27 protein-coding genes, 1 tRNA gene and 1 pseudogene are annotated in these 26,790 nt (G+C 62.7%); 12 read left to right on the top strand and 17 right to left on the bottom strand.

Features of this window, described 5'->3' with window-relative positions:
* Positions 1-6: 6 nt before the first annotated feature.
* Together ACIPZ5_RS04165 and ppk2 are read right to left on the bottom strand one after the other, a co-directional pair.
* Positions 7-450 carry a hypothetical protein gene (locus ACIPZ5_RS04165; protein WP_261941892.1) on the bottom strand — a complete coding sequence of 148 codons (444 nt, stop codon included), beginning with the start codon at positions 448-450 and terminating at the stop codon, positions 7-9.
* 169 nt (positions 451-619) lie between these two features.
* Positions 620-1,609: a polyphosphate kinase 2 gene (gene ppk2 / locus ACIPZ5_RS04160; protein WP_400806860.1), complete on the bottom strand. Its 990-nt coding sequence runs from the start codon at positions 1,607-1,609 to the stop codon at positions 620-622.
* A gap of 172 nt (positions 1,610-1,781) precedes the next feature.
* Here ppk2 and ACIPZ5_RS04155 point away from each other — a divergent pair.
* Together ACIPZ5_RS04155 and ACIPZ5_RS04150 are read left to right on the top strand one after the other, a co-directional pair.
* Positions 1,782-2,071 (top strand): annotated as a pseudogene (locus ACIPZ5_RS04155) (type II toxin-antitoxin system RelE/ParE family toxin).
* 9 nt (positions 2,072-2,080) lie between these two features.
* Positions 2,081-2,386: an addiction module antidote protein gene (locus tag ACIPZ5_RS04150; protein WP_400806858.1), complete on the top strand. Its 306-nt coding sequence runs from the start codon at positions 2,081-2,083 to the stop codon at positions 2,384-2,386.
* 134 nt (positions 2,387-2,520) lie between these two features.
* On the opposite strand, the gene ACIPZ5_RS04145 is transcribed toward ACIPZ5_RS04150, so the two are convergent.
* From ACIPZ5_RS04145 to ACIPZ5_RS04130, 4 genes are all read right to left on the bottom strand, one after another.
* Positions 2,521-2,596: transfer RNA gene (locus tag ACIPZ5_RS04145), tRNA-Phe, on the bottom strand.
* 90 nt (positions 2,597-2,686) lie between these two features.
* Positions 2,687-2,959 carry an oxidative damage protection protein gene (locus ACIPZ5_RS04140; protein WP_313710234.1) on the bottom strand — a complete coding sequence of 91 codons (273 nt, stop codon included), beginning with the start codon at positions 2,957-2,959 and terminating at the stop codon, positions 2,687-2,689.
* Complete coding sequence (gene mutY, locus ACIPZ5_RS04135) at positions 2,956-4,023, bottom strand: A/G-specific adenine glycosylase (protein WP_313710233.1); 1,068 nt, start codon at positions 4,021-4,023, stop codon at positions 2,956-2,958. The genes ACIPZ5_RS04140 and mutY overlap by 4 nt, the downstream gene beginning before the upstream one ends.
* Complete coding sequence (locus tag ACIPZ5_RS04130) at positions 4,020-6,257, bottom strand: AsmA family protein (protein WP_400806855.1); 2,238 nt, start codon at positions 6,255-6,257, stop codon at positions 4,020-4,022. Before ACIPZ5_RS04130 ends, mutY begins: the two co-directional genes overlap by 4 nt.
* A 466-nt stretch (positions 6,258-6,723) precedes the next feature.
* Here ACIPZ5_RS04130 and ACIPZ5_RS04125 point away from each other — a divergent pair, with 466 nt between their 5' ends.
* From ACIPZ5_RS04125 to hisF, 6 genes are all read left to right on the top strand, one after another.
* A complete protein-coding gene (locus ACIPZ5_RS04125) occupies positions 6,724-8,385 on the top strand; it encodes an OFA family MFS transporter (protein WP_343594341.1) in 1,662 nt (553 codons plus the stop codon).
* A gap of 255 nt (positions 8,386-8,640) precedes the next feature.
* Entirely contained in the window at positions 8,641-9,234 is a 594-nt protein-coding gene (gene hisB / locus ACIPZ5_RS04120) for an imidazoleglycerol-phosphate dehydratase HisB (protein ID WP_027917570.1), read from the top strand.
* The gene (gene hisH / locus ACIPZ5_RS04115; RefSeq protein WP_060512243.1) at positions 9,235-9,873 is read left to right on the top strand and encodes an imidazole glycerol phosphate synthase subunit HisH; all 639 of its coding nucleotides are present in this window, start codon (positions 9,235-9,237) and stop codon (positions 9,871-9,873) included.
* Positions 9,873-10,133 carry a DUF2164 domain-containing protein gene (locus ACIPZ5_RS04110; RefSeq protein ID WP_085676326.1) on the top strand — a complete coding sequence of 87 codons (261 nt, stop codon included), beginning with the start codon at positions 9,873-9,875 and terminating at the stop codon, positions 10,131-10,133. Before hisH ends, ACIPZ5_RS04110 begins: the two co-directional genes overlap by 1 nt.
* 27 nt (positions 10,134-10,160) lie before the next feature.
* Positions 10,161-10,898 (top strand): 1-(5-phosphoribosyl)-5-[(5-phosphoribosylamino)methylideneamino]imidazole-4-carboxamide isomerase, encoded by a 738-nt coding sequence (gene hisA, locus ACIPZ5_RS04105; RefSeq protein WP_003255731.1) that lies wholly within the window; start codon positions 10,161-10,163, stop codon positions 10,896-10,898.
* Positions 10,899-10,908: 10 nt separating this feature from the next.
* Positions 10,909-11,679: an imidazole glycerol phosphate synthase subunit HisF gene (gene hisF / locus ACIPZ5_RS04100; protein ID WP_011536177.1), complete on the top strand. Its 771-nt coding sequence runs from the start codon at positions 10,909-10,911 to the stop codon at positions 11,677-11,679.
* Positions 11,680-11,814: 135 nt separating this feature from the next.
* On the opposite strand, the gene choV is transcribed toward hisF, so the two are convergent.
* The 3 genes from choV to ACIPZ5_RS04085 form a co-directional block, all read right to left on the bottom strand.
* Positions 11,815-12,993, bottom strand: coding sequence for a choline ABC transporter ATP-binding protein (gene choV / locus ACIPZ5_RS04095; protein ID WP_343594339.1), 1,179 nt, complete (start codon positions 12,991-12,993; stop codon positions 11,815-11,817).
* A complete protein-coding gene (gene choW / locus ACIPZ5_RS04090) occupies positions 12,990-13,838 on the bottom strand; it encodes a choline ABC transporter permease subunit (RefSeq protein WP_177326675.1) in 849 nt (282 codons plus the stop codon). The genes choV and choW overlap by 4 nt, the downstream gene beginning before the upstream one ends.
* Positions 13,839-13,919: 81 nt before the next feature.
* A complete protein-coding gene (locus ACIPZ5_RS04085) occupies positions 13,920-14,867 on the bottom strand; it encodes a choline ABC transporter substrate-binding protein (RefSeq protein ID WP_261941884.1) in 948 nt (315 codons plus the stop codon).
* 442 nt (positions 14,868-15,309) lie between these two features.
* Between ACIPZ5_RS04085 and ACIPZ5_RS04080 the strand changes: the two genes are divergently transcribed.
* On the top strand, positions 15,310-16,686 hold the full coding sequence (locus ACIPZ5_RS04080; protein ID WP_261941883.1) for an L-serine ammonia-lyase: 1,377 nt from the start codon (positions 15,310-15,312) through the stop codon (positions 16,684-16,686).
* 481 nt (positions 16,687-17,167) lie between these two features.
* Positions 17,168-18,274 carry a GlxA family transcriptional regulator gene (locus tag ACIPZ5_RS04075; RefSeq protein ID WP_085676322.1) on the top strand — a complete coding sequence of 369 codons (1,107 nt, stop codon included), beginning with the start codon at positions 17,168-17,170 and terminating at the stop codon, positions 18,272-18,274.
* Positions 18,275-18,395: 121 nt separating this feature from the next.
* On the opposite strand, the gene ACIPZ5_RS04070 is transcribed toward ACIPZ5_RS04075, so the two are convergent.
* From ACIPZ5_RS04070 to choX, 5 genes are all read right to left on the bottom strand, one after another.
* A complete protein-coding gene (locus ACIPZ5_RS04070) occupies positions 18,396-18,653 on the bottom strand; it encodes a hypothetical protein (protein ID WP_003255717.1) in 258 nt (85 codons plus the stop codon).
* A 268-nt stretch (positions 18,654-18,921) separates the two neighbouring features.
* The gene (locus ACIPZ5_RS04065; RefSeq protein ID WP_261941882.1) at positions 18,922-19,392 is read right to left on the bottom strand and encodes a thioesterase family protein; all 471 of its coding nucleotides are present in this window, start codon (positions 19,390-19,392) and stop codon (positions 18,922-18,924) included.
* A 10-nt stretch (positions 19,393-19,402) separates the two neighbouring features.
* Complete coding sequence (locus ACIPZ5_RS04060; protein ID WP_261941881.1) at positions 19,403-20,368, bottom strand: L-carnitine dehydrogenase; 966 nt, start codon at positions 20,366-20,368, stop codon at positions 19,403-19,405.
* 176 nt (positions 20,369-20,544) lie between these two features.
* Positions 20,545-21,429, bottom strand: a complete 885-nt coding sequence (locus ACIPZ5_RS04055; RefSeq protein ID WP_400723773.1) for a 3-keto-5-aminohexanoate cleavage protein — start codon at positions 21,427-21,429, stop codon at positions 20,545-20,547.
* 121 nt (positions 21,430-21,550) lie between these two features.
* On the bottom strand, positions 21,551-22,495 hold the full coding sequence (gene choX / locus ACIPZ5_RS04050) for a choline ABC transporter substrate-binding protein (protein ID WP_261941879.1): 945 nt from the start codon (positions 22,493-22,495) through the stop codon (positions 21,551-21,553).
* A gap of 145 nt (positions 22,496-22,640) precedes the next feature.
* On the opposite strand from choX, the gene ACIPZ5_RS04045 reads away from it, so the two are divergent.
* Positions 22,641-23,603 (top strand): GlxA family transcriptional regulator, encoded by a 963-nt coding sequence (locus ACIPZ5_RS04045; protein WP_343594336.1) that lies wholly within the window; start codon positions 22,641-22,643, stop codon positions 23,601-23,603.
* Here ACIPZ5_RS04045 and ACIPZ5_RS04040 read toward each other — a convergent pair.
* The 3 genes from ACIPZ5_RS04040 to ACIPZ5_RS04030 form a co-directional block, all read right to left on the bottom strand.
* On the bottom strand, positions 23,594-24,145 hold the full coding sequence (locus tag ACIPZ5_RS04040; protein ID WP_400806846.1) for a hypothetical protein: 552 nt from the start codon (positions 24,143-24,145) through the stop codon (positions 23,594-23,596). The genes ACIPZ5_RS04045 and ACIPZ5_RS04040 overlap by 10 nt on opposite strands.
* A gap of 73 nt (positions 24,146-24,218) precedes the next feature.
* Positions 24,219-24,935 (bottom strand): hypothetical protein, encoded by a 717-nt coding sequence (locus tag ACIPZ5_RS04035; protein ID WP_343594334.1) that lies wholly within the window; start codon positions 24,933-24,935, stop codon positions 24,219-24,221.
* A 115-nt stretch (positions 24,936-25,050) separates the two neighbouring features.
* Positions 25,051-25,452 carry a lysozyme inhibitor LprI family protein gene (locus tag ACIPZ5_RS04030; protein WP_343594333.1) on the bottom strand — a complete coding sequence of 134 codons (402 nt, stop codon included), beginning with the start codon at positions 25,450-25,452 and terminating at the stop codon, positions 25,051-25,053.
* A 285-nt stretch (positions 25,453-25,737) separates the two neighbouring features.
* Between ACIPZ5_RS04030 and ACIPZ5_RS04025 the strand changes: the two genes are divergently transcribed.
* Entirely contained in the window at positions 25,738-26,715 is a 978-nt protein-coding gene (locus ACIPZ5_RS04025; protein ID WP_023382781.1) for a dipeptidase, read from the top strand.
* The last annotated feature ends 75 nt before the right edge of the window (positions 26,716-26,790 follow it).

Raw genomic sequence — 26,790 nt, 5'->3', positions numbered from 1 at the left:
GCCGGTTCAGCCAAACTGCTTCTGCTGCTGTTGCTGCTTGGCCACCAGTTCGGAAGCCGCGATATAGGCTTCCTGGAATTCATCGCTTTCCAGCCAGGCCATGGTGGTGTCTTCGTCGGCGCCGTCGAGCCAGGTGCGGTAGGCGTTGAATACCAGCACGATGTAGTCGGTGGCGTGCTCTTCCTTGTGGCCCTTGAGTACCAGGGCCAGCAGCGGGTCGACCAGGAATACCGAGATCATCGCCACCAGGCTGGTTTCCTGGGCGGTTTTCATCTTCGCGAACAGCTCTTTGTAGCTGTCGGTCTCCATGGCCTTGTTGAATACTTGCTCGATGCTGGCGCTGTCACCGGCGCTGGCCTTGACCGCCTGGCCGCTGCGCACCATGCGGTTCTGCTTGGCCTTGCTGGCGGCGCGCTTGGCGCGTTTCTGTTGCTTGGAAGTGGTGGCCATGGCTCATCCTGGGGGTGTGGCTGAAAAGTGCGCGTATTGAAGCGCAGTTGCCCGGGAAACCCAAGTGTTGCTGAAAGGGGCCGCTGTGCGGCCCATCGCCGGCAAGCCAGCTCCCATGCTTGTGGGAGCCGCGCTTGCCGGCGATGGGCTGCACAGCAGCCCCGGCCATCTAACTGGCTACCACCGCCGGCTCATCCTCCTCGAACCCTCGCGATGCCCGGCCGACCAGCAGCTCATCTGGCGCATGCGCCACGCGATGGTCCTTCCCTGGGTAATCCAGCGAATGCAGGAAATGCCGGATGCAATTGATCCGCGCACGCTTCTTGTCATCGGACTTGATCACCGTCCACGGCGCATCGGCGGTGTCGGTATGGAAGAACATCGCTTCCTTGGCGGCGGTGTAGTCCTCCCACTTGTCCAGTGACTTGATGTCGATGGGCGACAGCTTCCAATGCTTGAGCGGGTCGTCCCGGCGCGAGATGAAGCGGCGCAGCTGCTCTTCGCGGTTCACCGAGAACCAGTACTTGAACAGCAGGATGCCGCTGTTGCACAGCATTCGCTCCAGGTCGGGCGCCTGGCGCATGAATTCCAGGTACTGCAGTGGTGAGCAGAAACCCATCACCTTCTCGACCCCGGCGCGGTTGTACCAGGAGCGGTCGAAGAAGACCATTTCACCCGCCGTGGGCAGGTGCTGGATATAACGCTGGAAGTACCACTGCCCCAGTTCCTGCTCGGAGGGCTTCTCCAGTGCGACGATCCGTGCGCCCCTCGGATTCAGGTGTTCCATGAAGCGCTTGATGGTGCCGCCTTTGCCTGCCGCGTCACGCCCCTCGAACAGGATGACCACACGCTGGCCGGTTTCCTTCACCCAGCTTTGCACCTTTAGCAGTTCGATCTGCAGCGCATGCTTGGCCTTCTCGTAATCCTGGCGGCGCAGACGGGTGCGGTACGGGTAGCTGGCCGGCAGGCGCGCCGAGGTGCTGTTTTCGTTACTGCCTTTCGGTGCGCTGGCCACTTCCAGCGCGGCCGGGGCCTGGCTGACCTGGGTGATGGAGGGTTCAGGTTTGCGTTGGCGAGGGCGGCGCGTGCGAGGTGCGGCAGGGGCGGGGGAAGAGGATTCGCCGGGGGCGGGGAGCAGGAGGGTGGCTTCTTCGCTCATGGAGGTCCTTGCGAGGTTGGGTCGAATGTCCACTTTTGATTGTGAGTTTGGGTGTGGGGGAGGTCGTTGATGCTGATCAATGCCGGTGGGCGGAGGGTGCGGCGCTGCGCATTCAAATAGTTTGAAACACGTCCAGATTGATGTAGTGTGAACTACGGTTTACATTTTTCCCATGCACACACTATTACAAACCGACACCTACAGAAGGTGGTTCGCCGCGTTGCGGGATGCTCGTGCACAGGCTCATATCAATGTGCGCCTGCGGCGGTTGAGCTTGGAGTGATTGGGGACTGTAAGCCGGTGGGTGAAGGAGTATCCGAGCTGCGGATCGATTACGGTCCGGGCTATCGGGTGTATTTCGTTCAGCGAGGCTACGAGGTGATCATCCTTCTGGCGGGTGGCGACAAGTCCACTCAGGCCTGGGACATCAGATCAGCCCTCAAGCTGGCACGCGAGCTTTAGGAGGCCGCCATGACTGATACCAAATTGACCAAGTGGGATGCCGCAGATCACCTCAAGACAGAGGAAGACATGGCTCTGTACCTTGAGGCCTGCCTTGAAGAAAACGATCCGGTGCTGCTTGCCGCTGCCTTGGGCGATATCGCGCGTGCTCGTGGCATGGCGCAACTGGCGCGTGATACGGGCTTGACTCGCGAAGGGCTATACAAGGCCTTGTCGGCGGAGGGTAACCCTAGCCTGGCGACCATCATGAAAGTGATGGCGGCACTCGGTCTGAGGCTACATGCCGAGGTGGTGTGTCCGCGAACTGCGGGGTAGGGCTAGAGATGTGGGGTGGCAGCTATCGATGCTGCTCATCCCAAAAGCAAAAAATGCAGACAACAAAAAACCCGCACTAGGCGGGTTTCTTGTTGTCGCTTCGGGTAACTTTGCAACCACCAGAAGCTTGAAGGTGGTGCCCAGAGACGGAGTCGAACCGCCGACACGAGGATTTTCAATCCTCTGCTCTACCGACTGAGCTATCTGGGCGACGAGGTGAATTAAATAGATTTTCTGACGGCCCGTCAACGACTTTTTGAAAAAATTTTAAATTAATTCCGTCGCTTACGATTCGTGGGGTCATTCGGCGGGTGGAACGTAGCCTTCCGCCTGGGCGTATTCCTCGCCCGCGAAAAACTTGTCCATCTCGCCCTGGAGGAACTTGCGGTCCTCGCCGTTCATCATGTTCAGGCGTTTTTCGTTGATCAGCATGGTCTGGTGTTTCTTCCAGTCTTCCCAGGCTTTCTCCGAGATGTGGTCGAAGATGTCCTGGCCCTTGGCGCCGGGATAAGGCGGGCGGGGCAGGCCTGGGAGTTCTTCTTTGTACTTGCGGCACATCACGGTGCGGGTCATCGGGCTTCTCCTGCAATCAGTTCGTCGGCCGCGCGTTTGAGCAGCTTCTTGACCGGGGCGGCGAGGCCCAGGCGCGGCGGGGTGGCGAGGTTATACCAGAGCCAGTCGGCCTCGGCCACGTGCTGGCCGACCGGGTCGACGCGCACCAGCCAGGGCTCGATCGCCAGCTGGAAGTGGCTGAAGGTGTGGGTCAGGCCGTCCAGCGCGCGGCTGTCGGCCAGGCGCAGGCCGTGCTGGTAGGCGAGGTCGTCGAGCTGGGCGATATCGTCCAGCTCCGGCAGGCTCCACAAGCCGCCCCACAGGCCGCTGGATGGGCGTCGGTAAAGCAGGATGGCGCCTTCGTGGTTGGCCAGCAACGGCATCAGCGTGCGCCGCTGGGGCAGCGCCTTGCGTGGCTTGGGCTCGGGGTAGCGGGTTTCTTCGCCGTGCAGGTGCGCTTCGCAGCCGCGCTGCAACGGGCAGATCAGGCAGCTGGGCTTGCTGCGCGTGCACAGCGTCGCGCCCATGTCCATCATCGCCTGGGTGTAGTGGTTGGCCCGCTGCTGTGGGGTAAAGCGCTCGGCGGTGGCCCACAGCTGGTTGGCCACCTTGGGCTCGCCGGGGTAGCCGGCCTGGGCGGTGTAGCGTGCCAGCACGCGCTTGACGTTGCCGTCGAGGATCGGCGCGCGGATGCCCATGCTGATGCTGGCGATGGCGCCGGCGGTGGAGCGGCCGATGCCCGGCAGTTCGGTGAGCTGTTCGACGCTGCGCGGGAATTCGCCACCATGCTGCTCGACGACGATCTTCGCCGCCTTCTGCAGGTTGCGTGCGCGGGTGTAGTAGCCAAGGCCCGTCCACAGGTGCAGCACTTCGTCCTCCGGCGCTTCAGCCAGGGCCTGCACGGTCGGCAGGGCCTGCATGAAGCGGTCGAAGTAGTTGAGCACGGTGCTGACCTGGGTCTGCTGCAGCATGATTTCCGAAACCCATACCCGGTATGGGGTGATGCCCTGTTGCCAGGGCAAGTCGTGGCGACCGTGCTGGTCGTACCAGTCCAGCACGGCGCTGGAGAACTGCGTGGGGGTCATCGCTTGAACAGCCCCTTGAGCGCGTCTTTCAGTTCTGGGCTCACTTTCTCTCCGAGTTTTTCATCGATCTTGTCTTTCAGGCGGTTGCCGGCCAGCTTGGCCGCCACCTTGCCCAGGCCGTCCTGGTCCAGGCGGCAGGCTTTGGCGCCGAGCTCCAGCGGGCCACGGCAGCGCAGCGGCACTTCCACGCCCGCGAAACGTTCGTTGACCTGGCACGCCGGGTCGGGCATCGCACGCTGGTCACCTTCGACGATCACGCCGACGTTGTAGTCCATGCCCAGCACGCGCAGGTCGAGGTCGCCATGGCCGTTGACGGTCAGGCCCGGGATGCGTGCCTTGAGGTCCGGGTTGCTGGCTACGCCATTGCGAATCACCAGGCTGCCGCGCAGTTCTTCGAACGGGGTGTCCTTGCCACGAGGCTCGCCACTCAGGGTTTTGCGGTTGAGGGTGGCGATGGCCTGGCAGAGTTGCTGTTCCAGGTTGGCGTTGACCAGTACACCGTCGTTGATGGTGAAGTTTGCGCTGCCATTGAGGGTGTCGACCAGTGCCTTCTGGCTGTTGCCGGTGGCGGTCAGATCACTGGCCAGGGTCAGCAGGCCCTTGACCGGCGGCGTCTGCTCCTTGCCTTCGGCCTTGATGAAGTGCTCGACCGGTACCCGGTTGATCCTGGTGTTGATACCGATCTGCGGCACGGCAGGGCGCACGTCGACGTTGCCCTTGGCTTCGAAGGTGCCGTTGTAGAGGCCGCCGCGCAGGGCCTGCAAGGTCAGCAGGCCGCCCTGGCCGGTGGCCTGCAGCTGGGCGTCGCTGATCGGCAGTTTGTCCAGGGTCAGCGAGCCGAAGGCCAGGTCGGCTTGCAGGTCGAGCACGCGCAGGCGGTCGACCGGCAACAGCTTGTCGTCGCTCCAGGCCACCTGGGTCGGGGCGTTGGGCAGCGGTGTGCTGCCGGCACCGGCCACGGCGGTGGCTTCCTGTTGCTGGACCTCGGCCTGGCGCGCGGCGGTGGCGCCCTTGGCCTGTTCGCTCTTGGCTGGCAGGTAGCGATCAGCGTCGAACTTGTCGCCTTTGAGCTGCAGGCGCAGGGCCTGCTTGGCGAAGTCTTCGATGGCGACGCGGCCGGTGAAGGTGCTGTCGTCCAGTTTCAAGGCAAGGTCGGCCAAGGTCAGACTGGTCGGCGTGCCTTGCAGGCGGGTGACCAGCTCCAGCTTGTCGAACGAGGCCGGGTCCTGGGTGGCGGGCAGCGGGTGGCCGATGCCGTCGAGGAAGGTGCGCAGGTTGAACTGGGCGATGGACAGGCCGCCGCTCAGTTGCGGTGCCTTGTCGAGGTCGCGCAGGTTCAGCTCGCCGAGGGCGCGCAGTTGGTTGGCCGAAACTTTCAGGCCGTTCCACGAGGCCACATTGGCCCCCATGTCGACCAGCAGCTGGCCCTGGGCACCGAAGGTGACAGTCTTGCCAGCGGTAGGTTCGCCCGACGTTTCGCCGGTCAGGCGCATGTCTTCGAAGTTGTAGCGTTTTAGCTTGCGGTCGAAGCGCAGTTCGCCTGCCAGCTCGGTGCGGGCCTTGATGGCCGGCTGGCTGGCGCTGAGGAAGGCGCTGGCTTTGACGGCGATATTGGTGCCTTCGTGGACCGGGCCGGTGCTCAGCTGGATGCTTTCGGCGCTGTAGCTCTGGCCGCTCTTGGCGTCGGTGTAGTAAACCCGGGCGTTATTCACGGTCAGGCTGTCGATGTCCAGTTTGACCGCGCGCTCACTGCTGCTTTCAGCAGGTTTTGCGGGTTGCTCGACAGGTGCCTGGGCCGGGGCATTGGCAGCGCCTTCGGTCGGAGCCGGTAGCGGCTTGCCGATGTCTTCCCAGTTGCCGTGGCCGTTCTCGTCACGTGCCAGGGTCAGGTTGAGCCCTTCGACGCGCACATCGCTCATCTGCACTTCGCGGCGCAGCAATGGCAGCACACGTACCGAGAGGCCGAGCATCTGCAGGTCGGCGAAGGGTTCCTTGGGTTTGGTCAGGGTGGCGATGCTGGCTTCGTGCAGCTCCAGGCCCAGCCAGGGGAACAGGCTCCAGCCGATGTCGCCGTTGAGGGTCAGCTCGACGTGGGCCTTGTCACGTGCCAACTGGCGGATCTCGTCTTTGTAGTCGTTGGGATCGAAGAGGTGGGTCAGGGCGAAGCCCAGCGCCACGATGATCAGCAGCAACCCGAGAAGCCCCAGTCCCAGGATTTTGCCGAACGCTTTCATGGGCGAGTCCTTGTAGTCCGTAGTGTGAATTCCGAACGGCTGAGTATAGCGCCGCATGGGTGGGCCCTGCGTATTCGACTAGCGATGCAGGACATTTCCGATGATTGCGGGATTCGACCGTTGTGGTTTCGGCAGTTCCATTTGTGCTGGATGCTTCGCGGGCAAGCCCGCTCCCACAGGATCTGCCCAGCTTTCGAACGCTGTGCTGTACCTGTGGGAGCGGCCTTGCCCGCGAAGAGACCAGTGCAGACGGCGCAGAAATACCGTTTCAGCTGCGCGAAAAATAACGATATCAAATTGCTTTCATGTCATCTGCGAGCTGGTACCCTTGTGCCGCTTTGCGGAGCGGCCGCGACCCATTGTCGCGGGCCGTTGCCCAGGGACAAGGCCAGTTCGCCCTGCGTGCGAGAACAAGAGCCTGGGACGCTATCCGCCAGCACTGTCTACCTACAAAAGGATTGAATCCATGAGCAGTACAATCGCGGCAGGGGGGCTGGCCAGCGCGCCGAGCTTCCTGTCCAAGGAGCGCATCATCGCCCGCCCGGGCTTCAACCGCTGGCTGGTCCCGCCAGCCGCCCTGGCCATTCACCTGTGCATCGGCATGGCCTATGGCTTCTCGGTATTCTGGCTGCCACTGTCGCAAGCCATCGGCATTACCGCGCCTGTCGCCTGTTCGGCAGACATGGGCTTCATCGCCCGCATGTTCAGTGCCGAATGCGACTGGCCGATCTCGATGCTGAGCTGGATCTACACCCTGTTCTTCGTCTTCCTCGGCTGCTCGGCAGCGGTGCTGGGTGGCTGGCTGGAACACGCCGGCCCACGCAAGGCTGGCCTGGTTTCAGCGCTGTGCTGGTGTGGCGGCATGCTGATCTCGGCGATCGGCGTGAAGACCCACCAGCTGTGGCTGATGTGGCTGGGTTCCGGGGTGATCGGTGGTATCGGCCTGGGCCTGGGCTACATTTCGCCGGTTTCGACCCTGATCAAATGGTTCCCGGACAAGCGCGGCATGGCCACTGGCATGGCGATCATGGGCTTCGGTGGTGGCGCGATGGTTGGCGCACCGCTGGCTACCGCGCTGATGGGCCATTTCGGCAACGCGCATGAAGTGGGCGTGTGGCAGAGCTTCGTCGCCATGGCCGCGATCTATTTCGTGTTCATGACGGCCGGTGCCCTGGCTTACCGTGTGCCGCCGACCGGCTGGAAGCCTGAAGGCTGGACCGCCCCGGCGAAGAAAGTCGGCAACGGCATGGTCACCGATCGCCACGTGCATGTCAGCGTCGCCTGGAAGACCCCGCAGTTCGCCCTGGTCTGGCTGGTGCTGTGCCTGAACGTCTCGGCTGGTATCGGCATCCTGGGCATGGCCTCGCCGCTGCTGCAGGAGGTGTTCGCCGGCAAGCTGCTGGGCAACGAGCTGAGCTTCAGTGAGTTGAACGCGGCGCAACTGGCGCAGATCGCCGCCATTGCTGCCGGATTCACCGGTCTGTTGAGCCTGTTCAACATCGGTGGCCGCTTCTTCTGGGCGTCGTTCTCCGACTACATCGGCCGCAAGAACACCTACTTCGCCTTCTTCGCCCTGGGCGTCGGCCTCTACAGCCTGGTACCCAACATGGGCCACCTGGGCAACGTGGCGCTGTTCGTGGCGGCGTTCTGCATCATCCTGTCGATGTATGGCGGTGGTTTTTCCACCGTGCCGGCGTACCTGGCCGACCTGTTCGGTACGCAGATGGTCGGTGCCATCCACGGTCGCCTGCTGACCGCCTGGGCCGCAGCCGGCGTGCTGGGCCCGGTGCTGATCACCTACCTGCGCGAGTACCAGCTGGCGGCGGGTGTGGAGCGTGCAGCGGCATACGACATGACCTTGTATATCCTTGCCGGCCTGCTGGTCCTGGGCTTCGTCTGCAACCTGCTGATCCGCCCGGTGGCCGACAAGTACTTCATGACCGATGCCGAACTGGCTGCCGAGCGTGCGTTGAGCCACGACAAAGGCGCTGACGGTGCCCGTTCCCTGGAGTGGCACGCCGCGCCGGGCAGCCTGCCGCTGGTGCTGCTGGCCTGGGCTGTGGTGGTTGTGCCGCTGGCTTGGGGTGTGTGGATTACCCTGCAGAAGACTGCTGTCCTGTTCCATTGATGTAGTTGCACCGGGGGCGCTTTGCGCCCCCATTCGCGACACAAGGCCGCTCCTACAGGGATTTGCGTTCCCTTGTAGCAGCGGCCTTGTGTCGCGATGGGCCGCAAAGCAGCATCAATTACCCGGTTGTATAGACCTGTAGGCCTGTCCGGCCTCGCAATTCCTTGCCATGCCATATGTCATCCGCGTTTCAAGCGGGCGCGTTCTGGGCCTATAATGGAGCCCTTTTCGCCCAATGATTTTGCGGAGCTGGTGATGGTCGAACGTAAGGCTTCCGTCGAGCGCAATACCCTGGAAACCCAGGTCAAGTGCTCGATCAACCTCGATGGCAGTGGCAAGGCCCGATTCGATATCGGTGTGCCTTTCCTTGAACACATGCTGGACCAGATCGCCCGCCATGGGCTGATTGATCTGGATATCGAGTGCAAGGGTGACCTGCATATCGACGATCACCATACCGTCGAAGACGTCGGTATCACGCTGGGCATGGCATTCGCCCAGGCCATCGGCGACAAGAAAGGCATCTTCCGCTACGGCCACGCCTACGTGCCGCTGGACGAAGCGCTGTCGCGCGTGGTCATCGACTTCTCCGGCCGCCCAGGCCTGCAGATGCATGTGCCCTACACCCGCGCCACCGTTGGTGGCTTCGATGTCGACCTGTTCCAGGAATTCTTCCAGGGCTTCGTCAACCACGCCCTGGTGACCCTGCACATCGACAACCTGCGTGGCCACAACACCCATCACCAGATCGAAACCGTGTTCAAGGCTTTCGGCCGCGCCTTGCGCATGGCCGTGACCCTCGATGAGCGCATGGCCGGGCAGATGCCGTCGACCAAAGGGTGCCTGTAAATGCAGACGGTAGCCGTAATCGACTATGGCATGGGCAACCTGCACTCGGTGGCCAAGGCGCTCGAGCACGTCGGCGCCGGCAAGGTGCTGGTCACCAGCGACGCCGCAGTGATCCGCGAGGCTGACCGCGTGGTGTTCCCAGGCGTGGGTGCGATCCGCGACTGCATGGCCGAAATCCGCCGACTGGGCTTCGACAGCCTGGTCCGCGAAGTGAGCCAGGACCGCCCGTTCCTCGGCATCTGCGTCGGCATGCAGGCGCTGCTCGACCACAGCGAAGAGAACGACGGTGTCGACTGCATCGGCCTGTTCCCTGGCCAGGTGCGCTTCTTCGGCAAAGACCTGAAAGAAGACGGCGAGCACCTGAAGGTGCCGCACATGGGCTGGAACGAAGTCAGCCAGACCATCGACCACCCGCTGTGGCACGACATTTCCGACCGTGCGCGTTTCTACTTCGTGCACAGCTACTACATCAATGCCGGCAAGCCAGGCCAGGTGGTCGGCCGTGGCCACTATGGCGTCGACTTCGCCGCCGCGCTGGCCGATGGCTCGCGCTTTGCCGTGCAGTTCCACCCGGAGAAGAGCCATACCCATGGCCTGCAGCTGCTGCAGAACTTCGTCGCCTGGGACGGGCGCTGGTAATGAGCCGTTCGAAGACCAAAGCCCCGGTCATCACCCTGGCCCCCGAAGAGGAACGCGAGGCGCTCGACACGCTCAAGCGCTTTCTCGAAGACCGCTTCGAGCTGGAGCTTGGGTCATTCGAGGTGGCCGAGGTCCTCGAACTGTTCAGCAAAGAAATTGCACCCCATTACTACAACAGGGCGATTGCCGATGTTCAGCTGCACCTCAAGGAGCGGTTCGAGAGCATCGAAAGCGATCTGTGGGCGCTCGAGAAGCCCTGAAACCCTAAGAACAGACAGGTTCCCAAGATGCTGATTATCCCCGCTATCGATCTGAAGGACGGTGCCTGCGTGCGCCTGCGCCAGGGCCGCATGGAAGACTCCACGGTATTCTCCGACGACCCGGTGAGCATGGCCGCCAAGTGGGTCGAAGGTGGCTGCCGCCGCCTGCACCTGGTCGACCTCAACGGCGCCTTCGAAGGCCAGCCGGTCAATGGTGAAGTGGTCACCGCCATCGCCAAGCGCTACCCGAACCTGCCGATCCAGATCGGCGGCGGCATCCGCTCGCTGGAAACCATCGAGCACTACGTCAAGGCTGGCGTCAGCTACGTGATCATCGGCACCAAGGCGGTCAAGCAGCCTGAGTTCGTCGCCGAGGCGTGCAAGGCCTTCCCGGGCAAGGTCATCGTCGGCCTGGACGCGAAAGACGGTTTCGTCGCCACCGACGGCTGGGCCGAGGTCAGCTCGGTGCAGGTCATCGACCTGGCCAAGCGTTTCGAGGCTGATGGCGTCTCGGCGATCGTCTACACCGACATCGCCAAGGACGGCATGATGCAGGGCTGCAACGTGCCGTTCACCAAGGCCCTGGCCGAAGCCACGCGCATTCCGGTGATTGCTTCCGGTGGCATCCACAACCTGGGCGACATCAAGGCCCTGCTGGATGCCAAGGCCCCAGGCATCATCGGCGCCATCACCGGCCGTGCCATCTACGAAGGCACCCTCGATGTCGCCGAGGCCCAGGCCTTCTGCGACAACTACCAAGGCTGAGGACTGAACCATGGCACTGGCCAAGCGCATCATCCCTTGCCTGGACGTGGACAACGGCCGGGTGGTCAAGGGCGTCAAGTTCGAGAACATCCGTGATGCCGGCGACCCGGTGGAAATCGCCCGTCGCTACAACGAGCAGGGTGCCGACGAAATCACCTTCCTCGACATCACTGCCAGCGTCGACGGCCGCGACACCACCCTGCATACCGTCGAACGCATGGCCAGCCAGGTGTTCATCCCGCTGACCGTGGGCGGTGGCGTGCGCACCGTGCAGGACATCCGCAACCTGCTCAATGCCGGTGCCGACAAGGTTTCGATCAACACCGCCGCGGTGTTCAACCCGGAGTTCGTCGGCGAGGCGGCGGACCGTTTCGGTTCGCAGTGCATCGTCGTCGCCATCGACGCCAAGAAGGTGTCCGGGCCGGGTGAAGCGCCGCGCTGGGAGATCTTTACCCACGGCGGGCGCAAGCCGACCGGGCTGGATGCCGTCGAGTGGGCGAAGAAGATGGAAGGGCTGGGGGCCGGGGAGATCCTGCTGACCAGCATGGACCAGGACGGTATGAAGAATGGCTTCGACCTGGGCGTGACCCGCGCCATCAGCGATGCGCTGGGGATTCCGGTGATTGCCTCGGGCGGTGTGGGTAACCTGCAGCACCTGGCTGACGGGATTCTGGAAGGGCATGCCAGCGCGGTGCTGGCGGCCAGCATCTTCCACTTTGGCGAGTACACGGTGCCTGAGGCCAAGGCCTACATGGCTTCGCGCGGGATCGTCGTTCGCTGAAACATTGATTGGGGCTGCTTTGCAGCCCATCGCGGATAAATCCGCTCCTACAGGGACCACGCAGGCTCAATACCATGCGCGATCCCTGTAGGAGCGGATTTATCCGCGATGGGCCGCAAGGCGGCCCCAATTGCATCAGCCGTGGGTCTTGCCGAGCAGTGCGTGGTAAAGCTCGGTATCCCCAAGAATCCCCACCACCTTGTCGTTTTCCTGCAGCACCAGCTTGTTGCCCGTCTGGTAACGAATCTGCAGCGCCTCGCGCATGCCAATGTCGGCATGCACCAGCGTCGGCTTGCGCCCAAGCCCTTCCACGGACTGCCCCGGTGCCCAGTTCTGCATGTCCAGCCCGTTCTGCCCCTGGCGTGCACGCTTGATCGAATTCCCTTCACCCAGGTCCAGCCACGAATCGCCACCCGGGTCCAGGCATACCGAACCGTTCACCCGCTTGCAGTTGTCCAGGCTGCGCATCAGGCTGCGCCCGCACAACACGTTCAACGGGTTGGTGTGGGCGACGAAGGTACGCACGTACTCGTCGGCCGGGTTCAGCACGATCTCTTCCGGCTTGCTGTACTGGATGATCCGCCCGTCTTTCATGATGGCGATGCGGCTGCCCAGCTTCAGGGCCTCGTCGAGGTCGTGGCTGACGAACACGATGGTCTTGCTCAGCTTGGCCTGCAAGCCCAGCAACTCGTCTTGCAGGCCCTGGCGGATCAGCGGGTCGAGGGCCGAGAACGGTTCGTCCATCAGCAGGATGTCGGCATCCATCGCCAGCGCCCGGGCCAGGCCCACACGCTGCTGCATGCCGCCGGAGAGTTCGTCTGGCTTCTTGTTGCGCCATTGGGTCAGGCCGACCAGTTCGAGCTTCTCATCGACCAGCTTGCGCCGTTCCTTTTCCGGGCGACCCTGCATTTCCAGGCCGAAGCTGATGTTTTCGCGCACCGTCAGCCACGGCATCAGGGCGAACTTCTGGAACACCATGGCGATGCGCTTGGTGCGCATCATCTTCAGTTCTGCCGGGGTGCAGTGGGCGATATCGATGTGCTTGCCTTCATGCTCGACGAACAGCTTGCCGCGGCTCACGGTGTTGAGGCCGTTGATGCAGCGCAGCAGGCTCGACTTGCCCGAGCCGGACAGGCCCATCAGCACGCAGATCTCGCCTTTCTTGATATCCAGATTGGCCTTTTCCACACCGACCACCAGGCCGGTCTGCTTGAGGATCTGCTCGCGGGTCTGGCCCTTGTCCAGCAACGCCAGCGCTTCGCGCGGCTTGTTGGAGAAAATGACGTCGACGTCTTCGAATCGAATGATGCTCATGCCTCACCCCTTACCGGCAGTTCCGGTTGCTTGCAGATACGGTCGAGCATGATCGCCAGCAGCACGATCGCCAGGCCCGCTTCGAAGCCCAGGGAGATATCGGCGGTGTTCAGTGCGTTGACCACAGGTTTACCCAGGCCATCGGCGCCCACCAGGGCGGCAATCACCACCATCGACAGCGACAGCATGATGCACTGGGTGACGCCGGCGGCGATGCTTGGCATCGCGTGCGGCAGTTCGATACGGGTGAGCAGCTGGCGGCGCGAGCAGCCAAAGGCCTTGCCGGCGTCCATCAGCTCTTGCGGCACGTCGCAGATGCCCAGATAGGTGAGGCGGATTGGTGCGGCGATGGCGAACACCACCGTCGAGATCAGCCCCGGCACCACGCCCAGGCCGAACAGGGTAAGGGTCGGGATCAGGTAGACGAAGGTCGGCACCGTCTGCATCAGGTCGAGCACAGGGCGCATGGCGGTGTAGAACATCGGCTTGTGCGCGGCGACGATACCCAGCGGCACGCCGATGGCCACGCAGACCACGGTGGCGAAGGTCACCTGGGCCAGGGTCTCCATGGTTTCCTGCCAGTACCCCAGGTTGAGGATCAGCAGGAAGGAGAGGGCGACGAATGCGGTCAGCGCCCACTTGCGTTGAATGAGATGCGCCAGGGCGGCGAACAGGGCGATGAGCACGAACGGGTTGAAGAAGGTCAGGGTACTGGTGACGCCATGGATCATGAACTCCAGGCCTCGGGCAATGGCGTCGAAATAGTTCGCGCCATTCTGGGTCAGCCATTCGACGAACGACGCGATGTACTGACCCAGGGGTATTTTCTGATCGATAAGCATGATAGCGAGCTTCCACCTGCAAAGATTGAAATCAGTCCGGGGCGGGCACGGTCCCGCCCCGAGGTAGCGCTATGACGTGTTGCGTTACTGCGCCAGCTTGGCCTTGGCCGCCTCAAGGCCCGGCTTGCCATCCACGGTGGTGACGCCCGCCAGCCAGGTGTCCAGCTTGCCGGGGTTGTCCTTGAGCCACTTCTTGGCGGCCGCCTCGGGCTTCATCTTGTCGTCCAGGACATAGCCCATCATGGTGCTTTCATCCTTGAGCTCGAACGACAGGTTCTTCAGGAGCTGGCCGACGTTGCTGCATTCCTGCACATAGCCCTTGCGGGTGTTGGTCAGCACGGTGGCTTTGCCGAAGTCGGGGCCGAAGAATTCGTCCCCGCCAGTCAGGTACTGCATCTTGAAGCGGGTATTCATCGGGTGCGGTTCCCAGCCCAGGAACACCAGCGCCTCGCCGCGTTTCTGCGCGCGGTCGACCTGCGACAGCATGCCGGCCTCGCTCGACTGCACGATCTTGAAACCAGCGTCCTTGAGGCCGAAGGCGTTCTTGTCGATCATGCTCTGGATGGTGCGGTTGCCATCGTTGCCGGGCTCGATGCCATAGATCTTGCCGTCCAGTTCCTTCTTGAACTTGGGAATGTCGCTGAAGTCCTTGAGCCCCTTGTCATACAGCGCCTGGGGCACGGCCAGGGTGTACTTGGCGTTTTCCAGGTTGGCGCGCACGGTCTCCACGGTGCCGGCGTCACGGTACTGCTTGATGTCGTTCTCCATGGTCGGCATCCAGTTGCCGAGAAACACGTCCAGGTCCTTGCCGGTGGCCAGCGACTTGTAGGTCACCGGTACCGAGATCATGGTGGTGTGGGTCTTGTAACCCAGTGCTTCGAGCACAACGCTGGTGGTCGCCGTGGTGACCGTGATGTCGGTCCAGCCGACATCGGAGAAGCGTACCGTCTGGCACTGCTCGGGTTCGGCGGCCTGGGCCAGGAACGGTGCGGACAGCATCGCAACCAGCAACAGCGAGGGTGAACCTTTCATGGATGGACTCCTGTGATTTTGTCTTCGGGTTCGCTTGGGTCGCCGGGCTTTCTCAGGGTCCGGTCGACCAGGCCTGCAGAGGGCAGGATGCGTGGCCGTGCTTTACGAGTCGCTTTTGATAATCCTCCAGCGCCGGGCAATCGCCTACTGGTGGGGTCGTAACCAGTACGGAACGGGTCGCATCCAGTACGGGCGATGTCGTTTATGAGTTTTTCCACCCCTGTAGCCGCATTTTTGCGTCACCACGCCGCTCGAAAACGGCGCGAAGGTGGCCGAAAAGGCTGCGGCGCTGCTGGACAAAAGTACGTCGGTTGCAGACGGCGAGGGGGTAGGCAAAAGCCCGATGATGCGTGCATTCGTGGCGGCTCGCAGCTTCAGCCTAGCAGTTGCCCCGCCCTGCGCATGGCGCGCAGAGACAAGCCCAGCAAGAGGTGATTCGACAATGGCCATCAGCGTGTTCGACCTGTTCAAGATCGGTGTCGGGCCTTCCAGCTCCCACACCGTCGGCCCCATGCGTGCCGGCGCCCTGTTCGTCCAGGGCCTGCGTGAGCGCGGCGAGTTGGAACAGGTGCAAAGGATCGAAGTGCGGCTATACGGTTCGCTGTCGGCCACCGGCATCGGCCATGGCACCGACAACGCCACCATCATGGGCCTGATGGGCGAATGGCCGGATGCCATCGACCCGACCCAGATCGTCCCGCGGATCGCCGACCTGCGCGAAACCAATACCCTGAAGCTGGATAACCGCCTGCCCATCGAGTTCGTCTGGGCCCGCGACATGCTGCTGCTGGACGAGAACCTGCCGTACCACCCCAATGCCATGACCCTGATCGCCGAGGGCGCACAGGGCGAGCTGCACCGTGACACCTACTACTCGGTCGGTGGCGGTTTCGTGGTCGACGCCGCCCAGGCTGCCAGCGGCGTGCTGGATGCCGACCAGACAGTGCTGCCGTACGATTTCAACAGCGCCGCCGAACTGCTGCGCCTGTGCAAGCAAAACGACCTCAGCGTGTCGCAATTGATGATGGCCAACGAGAAAGTCTGGCGCAGCGAGGAAGAGATCCGCGCTGGCCTGCACAAGCTCTGGGAAGCCATGCAGGAGTGCGTCAACAACGGCCTGAAATACGAAGGCACGCTGCCCGGCGGGCTCAACGTGCGCCGCCGCGCTGCCAAGCTGCACCGCAGCCTGCAGGAGATCGGCAAGCCCAACGTGATCGGCTCGACCATGAGCGCCATGGAGTGGGTCAACCTGTTCGCCCTGGCGGTCAATGAAGAGAACGCCGCCGGCGGGCGCATGGTCACCGCGCCCACCAACGGCGCGGCCGGTATCATCCCGGCGGTGCTGCACTACTACATGCGCTTCAGCGATGCGGTGGACGAGTCCAGCGTGGTCGACTTCTTCCTCGGCGCCGCCGCAGTGGGCATCTTGTGCAAGAAGAACGCGTCGATTTCCGGTGCTGAAGTCGGCTGCCAGGGTGAGGTCGGCTCGGCCTGCGCCATGGCCGCTGCGGGCCTTGCCGAAGTGCTTGGCGCGACGCCGGCGCAGGTGGAGAACGCCGCCGAAATCGCCCTGGAACACAACCTCGGGCTGACCTGCGACCCGGTCGGCGGCCTGGTGCAGGTGCCGTGCATCGAGCGCAACGCGATTGCTGCAGTGAAGGCGATCAATGCCGTGCAGATGGCCCTGCGCGGCGATGGCGAGCACTTTATCTCCCTCGATCAGGTGATCCGCACCATGCGCGATACCGGCGCCGACATGCATGACAAGTATAAAGAGACCTCGCGCGGTGGCCTGGCGGTCAGCGCCATCGAGTGTTGAGTTTTTGAGCCAGCCTCAAGGGCCTCATCGCGGATGAATCCGCTCCTACAGGGTATGCATGATCTTGTAGGAGCGGATTCATCCGCGATGGGGCCCTTGAGTGTTTTAAGTGCGTCGCGCCCTGTTTCAGTGCATGGCCCAAGCTGACCAATCGTCGGCTGTCGCTATCAGTGTGGGCATTGTCGGTGACACTCAAGAGTGTCGTTTCTGGGCAACCTGGATTGCGCGTGTCACCAAATTGCTCAGCCGTTACACGCAATGCGCTAGCACGGCGCTTTGCGAAGACTTGCCAACTCGATCGAAGTGCCTGATTTGCCGAATGAAGGCGTCGTTTTCAGGTTTTTTCGGATGGCCGTTCAATTTCAGGCACGACCCTTGCGTTGAGATTGGCAGCAAGCCCCTGCACATGAACCTGGGGCCATAACAAGAAAATCAGTGCCCGCCTGAGGCACACCCAGCATTTGTGTGAGGAGAAATCGCGATGACGTCGTACACCTCCGGGAACCCAACCCAGAACCGCACAGCACCCCAGTCCATCGGGTTTCTTCTATTGGACAATTTCACCCTGATTTCCCTGGCATCGGCGGTTGAGCCGCTGCGCATGGCGAACCAGCTGTCCGGCCGCGAGCTGTACCGCTGGCACACGCTGACCGCCGATGGCGGCCAGGTGTGGGCCAGCGATGGCCTGCAGATCACCCCGGATGCGGCGATGCACAGCGCGCCGCCGATCGACACGGTGATCGTCTGCGGCGGCGTGGGTATCCAGCGCAGCGTCACCCGTGAACATGTCACCTGGCTGCAGGCCCAGGCGCGTCAGTCGCGCCGCCTCGGTGCGGTGTGCACCGGCAGCTGGGCGCTGGCCTGCGCAGGCCTGCTCGACGGCTTCGATTGCAGCGTGCACTGGGAATGCCTGGCGGCGATGCAGGAGGCCTTCCCACGGGTGAACATGAGCACCCGCCTGTTCACCCTCGACCGTAACCGTTTCACCAGCTCTGGCGGCACCGCGCCGCTGGACATGATGCTGCACCTGATCAGCCGCGATCACGGCCGCGAGCTGTCGGCGGCGATCTCCGAAATGTTCGTCTACGAGCGCATCCGCAACGAACAGGACCACCAGCGCGTACCGCTCAAGCACATGCTCGGCACCAACCAGCCGAAGCTGCAGGAGATCGTCGCGCTGATGGAGGCCAACCTGGAAGAGCCGATCGACCTCGACGAACTGGCGGTGTATGTGTCGGTGTCGCGTCGGCAGCTCGAGCGGCTGTTCCAGAAGTACCTGCATTGCTCGCCATCGCGCTATTACCTGAAGCTGCGGCTGATCCGCGCACGGCAGTTGCTCAAGCAGACGCCGATGTCGATCATCGAAGTGGCCTCGGTATGTGGCTTTGTCTCCACGCCGCACTTCTCCAAGTGCTACCGCGAGTACTTCGGCATTCCGCCGCGTGACGAGCGTGTTGGCTCCAACACCGCGCAGCAGGTGGCGATGATGCCGATTCCGCAGGCCATGACCCTGTCGCCGCACAGCGGCCCGATGGCGGCCCTGAGCCAGGCGCGCAACGAGTCGACCTTTGCAAGTGTAAGGCTCTGAAACAGAGCTGGCCCCTTCGCGGGCAAGCCCGCTCCCACAGGTTACGGCACCGCTTTTGAATGCGGTGCACTACCTGTGGGAGCGGGCTTGCCCGCGAAGGGGCCAGTACAGGAAAAATCGGTCAGGCGCGTTTATTAAACTGTGCCAAAGCCGGCAACAGTTGTTTGTCGATGGCTTGGCGTACCGCCGGCAGGATCGTCGCGCTACCGGTATACATCTGCTCCACCATCCCCTTCAGCGCCCGCGCATTGGGCTCGGTCAAACCGCGTACCACCGCTTCGCAGGCCTGCTCGGCACTGGCCCCGGCGGGAATGTCGAACCCGCGTGCGCGCAGGTGGCCTGCCAGGTCGTCCTGGTCAATCAAATCCGCATGCATCATGGCTGTTGTCCCTTTTATCGCTAAGAGAGTGCTGCTGTGATTTACGACCGATTCTGTGACGACGGCGACATGCCCGCAACAACAGAATGCCGGCATGGCTGCTTTGGCTAAGAACAGGTCGTTCCCGGCTAAATCGACCTGGCAGGAACTGCGCACACTCAAGCCATCTACCGCAATGGAGGGTTTGGTCACCCTCGTCATGCACAGTGGATGTTGCTCGCTCTTGGCCCCGGATGCTCACGGCTTTCCGGGGTTATTTTTTGTCTGGTCAGCCAGGTAGTTGCAGGACGCGGCCGACAAACTCCGCAGCCGGCAGGTCGCGCTGGCTATCCTGCAGGCTTTGCAGCAACGTCACGCTGCGCTCGCCGAACGGCGCCGACTTCGGCCCGGCCAGGTCCACATGCAACAGCATCTGCTCGCTGGCAGCCAGCACCTCGTCGAACCCGGCCCGGTGCAGGCTGTGATAGACATGCAGGCGCTTGCGATCGAAGCCGATGATCTGCGTCTGCACCCACACCTCGGTACCCAGCTTCACCTCATGCAGGTAGTTGATGTGCGCCTCCAGGGTGAACAGCGAGTTGCCGCTCTGCCCGCGGCTGTCGGCATCCAGGCCGATGCGCTCCATCAGCGCATCGGTGGCGTAGCTGAAGATCAGCAAATAGAAGGCATCGCGCAGGTGCCCGTTGTAATCGACCCAGTCCTCCTGGACCGGGGTACGGTAGGTGATCAGTGCGGGCATCGTGTGCTCCTCAGTCGCCGAAACTCATGCCATGGTTGGCCTTGCTGGTTTTCACGGCTTCCAGCACCGCCAGTAGCGTGTCATCACGATAGCGCTCCAGCGCGGCGATGCTGCGCTCGCCCAACTGATCCGACGTACCGTCCACAACATCGTCGATCAGCTTGTCGGTCAACTCCGGTGCCGGCAGGTAGGTCCAGGGCAGTTTCAGCGCCGGGCCGAACTGCGACATGAAGTGGCGCATGCCAGCATCACCACCGGCCAAGGTGTAAGTGAGGAAGGTGCCCATGAACGACCAGCGCAGGCCGGCGCCAAAGCGGATGGCATCGTCGATCTCGCCGGTCGTCGCCACGCCGTCATTGACCAGGTGCAGGGCTTCGCGCCACAGCGCTTCGAGCAGGCGGTCGGCGATGAAACCGGGGACTTCCTTGCGCACATGCAGCGGGCGCATGCCGAGGGCGGTGTAGATGGCTTTTGCTGCCTCGATGGCTTGCGGTGCGGTGCGGTTGCCGCCGACGATCTCGACCAGCGGCAGCAGGTACACCGGGTTGAACGGGTGGCCAACCACGCAGCGCTCTGGGTGAGTGGACGACTCGTAGAACTCGCTGGGCAGCAGGCCTGAAGTGCTGGAGCCAATGATCGCTTCAGGTTTGGCGGCAGCGCTGATCTTGGCGTGCAGGTCGAGCTTGAGGTCCAGACGCTCTGGCGCGCTTTCCTGGATGAAATCGGCGTCGCGCACGCATTCCTCGATGGTGGCAACGAATTTCAGCCGGTCCTGCGACGCACCTGGAGCCAGGCCTTGCTTCTCCAGTGCCGGCCAGGCGTTGGCGATGCGCTTGCGCAGGGCCTGCTCGGCGCCGGGGGCAGGGTCCCAGGCGACCACGTCCAGGCCATGGGCCAGGGCGCGGGCTACCCAGCCGCTGCCGATCACGCCGCTACCCAGGGCGGCGAAGGTCTTGATCTCGGTGATGAAGGGCATATCGAGTCCTCGGGGTGAACAGAACTATTGGGACGAGCGCCAATCTTTGTGGGAGCGGGCTTGTCCCGCGAAGCAAGCGACGCGATGGTGCATGGCATGGCACCGGCTGCGCCGGTGTTCGCGGGGCAAGCCCGCTCCCACAGGATTTGTGGCGCTGCTGCAATCGTTGTCAGGGATCAGCGGCGCTTGAGGTTCATTTTTTCCCGGCCTTCTGCCGGGCTGAGCACGCGGCCACCCATGCGGGTGATGATCTCGGCGGCGCGTTCCACCAGTTGGCCGTTGCTGGCCAACACACCACGGTCCAGGTACAGGTTGTCTTCCAGGCCTACGCGCACGTTGCCGCCGAGCAGCACGGCCTGCGCGGCCATCGGCATCTGCATGCGGCCGATGCCGAAGCCGGCCCAGGTGACGTTGGCCGGCAGGTTGTCGACCATGGCCTTCATGGTGGTGGTGTCGGCCGGTGCGCCCCACGGGATGCCCAGGCACAGCTGGAACAGCGGGTCTTCGAGCAGGCCTTCCTTGATCATCTGCTTGGCGAACCACAGGTGGCCGGTGTCGAAAATTTCCAGCTCGGCCTTCACCCCCAGTTCGGTGATGCGCTTGGCACCGGCGCGCAGTTGCGCAGGGGTGGAGACGTAGATGGCGTTGCCGTCGCCGAAGTTGAGGGTGCCGCAGTCGAGGGTGCAGATTTCCGGCAGCAGGGCTTCGACATGGGCCAGGCGCTCCAGCGGGCCGATCAGGTCGGTACCGGGGCCGAATTCCATCGGCGATTCACCCGGGCCGATTTCCAGGTCGCCACCCATGCCGGCGGTGAGGTTGACGATGATGTCGACGTCGGCCTCGCGGATGCGCTCCATGACTTCGCGGTACAGCGCCACGTCGCGGCTGAAACGGCCGGTCTGCGGGTCGCGGACATGGCAGTGGACCACGGTGGCGCCGGCCTTGGCGGCTTCCACGGCGGATTCGGCGATCTGTTTCGGGGTGACCGGGACCAGGTGGCTCTTGGCGACCGTGTCGCCAGCGCCGGTGAGGGCGCAGGTGATGATGACGTCGTGGTTCATGGCGGTTCCTTGTGTGGTCTGGGGTGGCCATTTCGCGGGCAAGCCCGCTCCCACAGGGTTCTCGGTGAACCCTGGTGAGCGCTATTGCTGTGGGAGCTGGCTAGCCGGCGATGAGGCCTTGTCAGTTGGCGGTGAGCTTGAGATTGTCCGCCGCAGGCTTGCCATCGAAGGTGGTTACACCCTCAAGCCAGCGGGCCTTGTCCTGGGGGTGATCCTTGAGCCACTGGCGGGCCGATTCCAGCGCGTCCTTGTGGTCGAGCAGCGGCTGCATCATGCGGCTCTCGTCCTCGGCGCTGAAGTTCAGGTTGGCCAGCAGGCGGTGGGCGTTGGGGCAGCGTTCGGCGTAGTCCGGGGCGGTCACCGTCCATACCGTGGCACGGCCTTCGTCCGGACCCAGCGCATCCTGGCTGTCGCCCAGGTAGGCCATGTCGATGTTCACGTTCATCGGGTGCGGCGCCCAGCCGAAGAACACCACCGCTTCCTTGCGCCGTACGGCGCGGTCGACGGCGGCGAGCATGCCGGCTTCGCTGGACTCGACCAGCTGGAACTTGCCCAGGTCGAACTGGTTCTTGCTGATCATCGCCTTGATCTGGGTGTTGGCGCCGGAGCCGGGCTCGATGCCGTAGATCTTGCCGCCCAGCTCTTTCTCGAACTTGTGGATGTCGGCAAAGGTCTTCAGGCCCTTGTCATACAGGTACTTCGGCACGGCGAGCGTGGCGCGGGCGTCTTCCAGGCTGGGTTTTTCGAGGACCTTGACCTGGTTGGCGTCGACGAACGGGGTAATGGTCTGGGTCATGATCGGGTTCCAGTAACCCAGGAACATGTCCAGGCGCTTGTCGCGGATACCGGCAAAGATGATCTGCTGCGAGGCGCTGGTCTGCTTGGTCTGGTAACCCAGGCCGTCGAGCAGCACCTGGGCCATGGCGCTGGTGGCAATGACGTCGGTCCAGTTGACCACGCCCAGGCGTACGTTTTTGCAGGCCGCTGGCTCGGCGGCGAAAAGCGGGGTGGAAGCGATGCTGCTCAGGGCAAGGGTCAACAGACTGCGGCGGATCAAGCTGTGCATGGTGGCTCTCCATCGGCAGGGCATTTTTTATAGGTTTCGGCCTCTCTGGGCCGTGTGAACACGCTACGCTGCTGCCAGGGTGGAAAATCGCACCCTGGCGACCAACAATTGCACGGAGGCGACCACCTTTGCCGGGGAGCACGCAATGCCGCAAATCATTCATTTCCTGCTGTTGCCGGGGTTTTCGGCGATGGGGTTCATCAGTGCCCTCGAGCCTCTTCGCGTGGCTAACCGTTTCAATGGCCCTTCTTATCGCTGGCAGGTGCTGAGCCTGGACGGTGGTGCGGTGCAAGCCAGCAATGGCATGTCAGTGAACGCCGACGCAGCGCTGGGGGCAGCCGAGCCGTGTGGCATTCTGCTGATCGTGGCGGGTTTCGACCCGTTGGCCTGCTATGGGCCGGCACTGCAGCAAACGCTGCGGCGCCTGGATCACGAACGGGTGATCCTCGGCGGCATCGATACCGGCGCGGTGGTACTGGCCGAGGCCGGCCTGCTCGATGGCCATCGCGCTACCCTGCACTGGGAAGCGTTGGACGCGTTCAAGGAAAACTACCCGAGCCTGCAGGCGACCCAGGAACTGTTCGAAATCGACCGGCGGCGTATCACGTGTGCCGGCGGTACCGCTTCGATCGACCTGATGCTCGACCTGATTGCGCAATCCCATGGCAGTGAGCTGGCGGTGCAGGTGTCGGAGCAGTTCGTGCTCGGCCGCATCCGGCCACGCCAGGATCACCAGCGGATGCAGATTGCCTCGCGCTATGGCATCAGCAACCGCAAACTGGTGCAGGTGATCGGTGATATGGAAAAGCATACCGAGCCACCGCTGAGTACATTGGATCTGGCGGCGCGAGCCATGATCACCCGGCGACAGCTGGAGCGCCTGTTTCGGTTGTACCTGAATGACACGCCGAGTGGCTTTTATCTCAGCTTGCGTCTGGACAAGGCACGTCAGCTGCTGTGCCAGACGCAGATGAGCATTACGCAGGTCAGCGTGGCGTGTGGTTTCGAGCTGCCGTCTTACTTCACCCGCCGTTACAAGCGACGCTTTGGCCGCTGCCCACGTGAAGAACGTCAGGCGCTCAAGCCACAATTGCCGGATCAGAACTGATCGAGGTCGGACAGCGCTTGAAGGCGGCTTTCGACTTGCATTCGCCGCGCCTCGAAAGCCCGGGCGTCGAGTTTCGCGCCCAGGTGGTCCAGATGCAGGATCAGGCGCGTCCGAGGAGCATCCGGGTCGGTCGCACAGCATAAGTGAAAAACGATTGCCATCTGGCTACCACAGTCATCCAGGTCAAATTCGATATGCATGTGCGAGCTGGCCGAGGTGCTGCGCAGCAGGGCGAGGTCTGGCTGCTGCAAACCATGGAGCATGTCGCTGGCAACCCGTTCGAACTTGAGGTTGCGCTTCTGGGGGGCGGGAATCCAGCCGGTGAAGACATCTTGAAACACGGCATCCGTGGGGACGAAGCTGATGTTCTTCGTCGTCCGTTCGATCAGTTCGACACCGTTGTCTTCCAGGCCCCGCAGAAAACGGCTGAACCAGCGCTCGCCGTCTTGCTGGCGATCGTGAGCCCGGTTGGCTTCAAGTTGTGCCAGACGCAGGCAGGCATGAAGGTCATCGTAGGGTTGCGCGGCGGGTTCTGTGGGCATGTTTTTGGCCCTCGCTGCAAATGTTGGAAGGGAATCCCGGCGCCGCCAGGGCGACGCCAGGTCCAGGTCCAGGTCAGATGTCCAGTGCCAGGATGTCGAACGCCTGGCTGGCCAGCTTCAGCCTCACGGCTTCGCGCATGGCGTTGAAGTGGCGAACACTGAACGAGCCTTGCTGCGATGCCCGGTAGACACGGGTGTTCGACTTGTCGATGAGGCGACCGGCAGAGCCAGCAGCTTTTTCAGCTTTGTCATAACTGAGCTGAACGCTGGTCATGTGCATGATCGGCAGCCCTTGCGGGGACATCTCGCAGGCCGAAATCTGAATGGTGCTGGATTTGCCCGAAACACTCAGGCTGCTCTCTTCGAGCAGTTGCTGCGCCTTTGGCGTTTTCACGATCACCTCGAAAGAGCGCTTCACACAACGGCTCAGTCGATGGGTGCTGCCGATCTGCACGGTGACGATTTCAGGCGCCAGGGTGGCCAGCGTGTGGGTGTCCTTGTCGAGGGCTTCTTCGACATGGGCGGCGCCGGTCAGTGTCCAGCCGAACTTGCCCAGGCCGTCGTTGTAGAAGTTGTACCACTCGCGTTGTTGGGTTTCCTTGTCGAACTTTTTGTTTGCCGACAGGTTCATCAGGCGCATGCCATCCAGTACGTCTTCGGCAACGCTGGCAGGTACATCCGGGGCAAAGATGCAGACGGTGTTGGCGACCATGACGGCGCGTTCTTCGCCTTCCTTCTTCAGGGCAGCGATGGCGCTGTCCATGTCGGTTTTGCTGATGTTGGAGGTCATATCTTGGATTCCTGTTCAGTACAGTCCGGCGCCTCGGGTGAGGCGCTAGGGATGCACTGTGGTTCGGAACGCCAAGACCGATAAGCCGAAAGCTTTTCCCGTTCAGCCGAAGCTTCTACTGCTGGCCAATCGACTGCAGGTACTCCGAGCGGTCATCACTGCGCTGCGCCACGCAGGTATCCCAGGCTGCCTGGTACGCTTTGCTGCCTGGCTTTTCGGCATAGGTCTCGACCTTGCAGTCGGCATCCCGCAGCTGCGTCCACAGTTTCTCGGCGGCGTCCATGCGCCCGACCAAGGCAGTGGCCTTGTCGCCTTCGTCGGCATACTGGTCGCGAATGCGCTGGATCAGGTCGTCATACGCCGATTTCAATTCGCGCTCGGCGGTCTGCTTGTTGAAGGCCGCGCAAGCGAAGGTCTGCTGGTCGCTTTCGACGTTGTCGCACGGGGTGCTTTCTTCCTCACCGGCGTGGGCGCCCGAGACGACCGCCAGCAGTACCAGCCATGCCATTGATTTCATCCGTTTTCTCCTCAACAAGGCTGACGAATCGGCTGGATTCTCGCTCAGCCGCAGACAAGACGATAGCTCTCTGACGAAATGTTCATGAAACGGCGCCAAATGTCGTTATCGAGACTGTCTCTCATCGCCAGACAGCGCGCCAGAGGGCGCGATGTCGCGCATTGACGCTTTCGGCAAACCCCCTGTCGTTTTTGCATCGGGGCGTCGCAGGGCACAGGCATATGCTGGCCCCAAAGCGCCGGCAGAAGATTCGGCGCGACCCATATCAACAAAGGGGACAGCCTGATGAGCCCAGCCGAACTTCACGCCGACAGCATCGTCATCGACGGCCTGATCATTGCCAAATGGAACCGCGAGCTGTTCGAGGACATGCGCAAAGGCGGGCTGACCGCGGCCAACTGCACGGTGTCGGTCTGGGAAGGCTTCAAGGCAACTGTCGACAACATTGCCGCCAGCCAGAAGCTGATCCGCGAAAACAGCGACCTGGTGATGCCGGTGCGCACCACCGCCGACATCCGCAAGGCCAAGGAACTGGGCAAGACCGGCATCCTCTTCGGCTTCCAGAACGCCCACGCGTTCGAAGACCAGATCGCCTACGTCGACGTGTTCAAGCAGCTGGGCGTGGGCATCGTGCAGATGTGCTACAACACCCAGAACCTGGTCGGCACCGGTTGCTACGAGCGTGATGGCGGCCTGTCGGGCTTCGGCCGCGAGATCGTCGCCGAAATGAACCGTGTCGGTATCATGTGCGACCTGTCCCACGTCGGCTCCAAGACCTCCGAGGAAGTCATCCTCGAATCGAAGAAGCCGGTCTGCTACTCCCATTGCCTGCCTTCTGGCCTGAAGGAACACCCGCGCAACAAGTCGGACGAAGAGCTGAAATTCATCGCCGACCACGGCGGCTTCGTCGGCGTGACCATGTTCGCGCCGTTCCTGGCCAAGGGCATCGACTCGACCATCGACGACTACGCCGAAGCCATCGAGTACACCATGAACATCGTCGGTGAAGACGCCATCGGTATCGGTACCGACTTCACCCAGGGCCACGGCCAGGACTTCTTCGAATACCTGACCCACGACAAGGGCTACGCCCGCCGCCTGACCAACTTCGGCAAGATCATCAACCCGCTGGGCATTCGCACTGTCGGCGAATTCCCCAACCTCACCGAGACCCTGCTCAAGCGCGGCCATTCCGAGCGCGTGGTGCGCAAGATCATGGGCGAGAACTGGGTCAACGTCCTCAAGGACGTCTGGGGCGAGTAAGCCGCTCTCCAAGCCTGATAGCCCCTGCCAGCAACGCCGGGGCACCCACATAAAAATTTTATGGAGTTGAGTTTC

It is taken from the genome of Pseudomonas sp. NPDC089428, assembly GCF_044749325.1.
Classification (GTDB): Bacteria; Pseudomonadota; Gammaproteobacteria; order Pseudomonadales; family Pseudomonadaceae; genus Aquipseudomonas.
The sequence above is the reverse complement of the archived record's forward strand: the minus strand, read 5'-3'. Positions and strand labels throughout refer to the sequence as shown.

Bases quoted from the DNA above. Each gene is read 5' to 3' on its own strand.
- ppk2 (WP_400806860.1), bottom strand. From the start codon at position 1,609: ATGAGCGAAGAAGCCACCCTCCTGCTCCCCGCCCCCGGCGAATCCTCT.
- hisB (WP_027917570.1), top strand. From the start codon at position 8,641: ATGGTCGAACGTAAGGCTTCCGTCGAGCGCAATACCCTGGAAACCCAG.
- choV (WP_343594339.1), bottom strand. From the start codon at position 12,993: ATGAGCATCATTCGATTCGAAGACGTCGACGTCATTTTCTCCAACAAG.
- ACIPZ5_RS04140 (WP_313710234.1), bottom strand. From the start codon at position 2,959: ATGACCCGCACCGTGATGTGCCGCAAGTACAAAGAAGAACTCCCAGGC.
- hisA (WP_003255731.1), top strand. From the start codon at position 10,161: ATGCTGATTATCCCCGCTATCGATCTGAAGGACGGTGCCTGCGTGCGC.
- ACIPZ5_RS04150 (WP_400806858.1), top strand. From the start codon at position 2,081: ATGACTGATACCAAATTGACCAAGTGGGATGCCGCAGATCACCTCAAG.
- ACIPZ5_RS04030 (WP_343594333.1), bottom strand. From the start codon at position 25,452: ATGAAATCAATGGCATGGCTGGTACTGCTGGCGGTCGTCTCGGGCGCC.
- ACIPZ5_RS04040 (WP_400806846.1), bottom strand. From the start codon at position 24,145: ATGCCCACAGAACCCGCCGCGCAACCCTACGATGACCTTCATGCCTGC.
- ACIPZ5_RS04035 (WP_343594334.1), bottom strand. From the start codon at position 24,935: ATGACCTCCAACATCAGCAAAACCGACATGGACAGCGCCATCGCTGCC.
- mutY (WP_313710233.1), bottom strand. From the start codon at position 4,023: ATGACCCCCACGCAGTTCTCCAGCGCCGTGCTGGACTGGTACGACCAG.
- ACIPZ5_RS04025 (WP_023382781.1), top strand. From the start codon at position 25,738: ATGAGCCCAGCCGAACTTCACGCCGACAGCATCGTCATCGACGGCCTG.
- ACIPZ5_RS04065 (WP_261941882.1), bottom strand. From the start codon at position 19,392: ATGCCCGCACTGATCACCTACCGTACCCCGGTCCAGGAGGACTGGGTC.
- ACIPZ5_RS04060 (WP_261941881.1), bottom strand. From the start codon at position 20,368: ATGCCCTTCATCACCGAGATCAAGACCTTCGCCGCCCTGGGTAGCGGC.
- ACIPZ5_RS04130 (WP_400806855.1), bottom strand. From the start codon at position 6,257: ATGAAAGCGTTCGGCAAAATCCTGGGACTGGGGCTTCTCGGGTTGCTG.
- ACIPZ5_RS04110 (WP_085676326.1), top strand. From the start codon at position 9,873: ATGAGCCGTTCGAAGACCAAAGCCCCGGTCATCACCCTGGCCCCCGAA.
- hisF (WP_011536177.1), top strand. From the start codon at position 10,909: ATGGCACTGGCCAAGCGCATCATCCCTTGCCTGGACGTGGACAACGGC.
- ACIPZ5_RS04055 (WP_400723773.1), bottom strand. From the start codon at position 21,429: ATGAACCACGACGTCATCATCACCTGCGCCCTCACCGGCGCTGGCGAC.
- ACIPZ5_RS04075 (WP_085676322.1), top strand. From the start codon at position 17,168: ATGACGTCGTACACCTCCGGGAACCCAACCCAGAACCGCACAGCACCC.
- ACIPZ5_RS04080 (WP_261941883.1), top strand. From the start codon at position 15,310: ATGGCCATCAGCGTGTTCGACCTGTTCAAGATCGGTGTCGGGCCTTCC.
- hisH (WP_060512243.1), top strand. From the start codon at position 9,235: ATGCAGACGGTAGCCGTAATCGACTATGGCATGGGCAACCTGCACTCG.
- ACIPZ5_RS04125 (WP_343594341.1), top strand. From the start codon at position 6,724: ATGAGCAGTACAATCGCGGCAGGGGGGCTGGCCAGCGCGCCGAGCTTC.
- ACIPZ5_RS04085 (WP_261941884.1), bottom strand. From the start codon at position 14,867: ATGAAAGGTTCACCCTCGCTGTTGCTGGTTGCGATGCTGTCCGCACCG.
- choX (WP_261941879.1), bottom strand. From the start codon at position 22,495: ATGCACAGCTTGATCCGCCGCAGTCTGTTGACCCTTGCCCTGAGCAGC.
- ACIPZ5_RS04070 (WP_003255717.1), bottom strand. From the start codon at position 18,653: ATGATGCATGCGGATTTGATTGACCAGGACGACCTGGCAGGCCACCTG.
- ACIPZ5_RS04165 (WP_261941892.1), bottom strand. From the start codon at position 450: ATGGCCACCACTTCCAAGCAACAGAAACGCGCCAAGCGCGCCGCCAGC.
- ACIPZ5_RS04045 (WP_343594336.1), top strand. From the start codon at position 22,641: ATGCCGCAAATCATTCATTTCCTGCTGTTGCCGGGGTTTTCGGCGATG.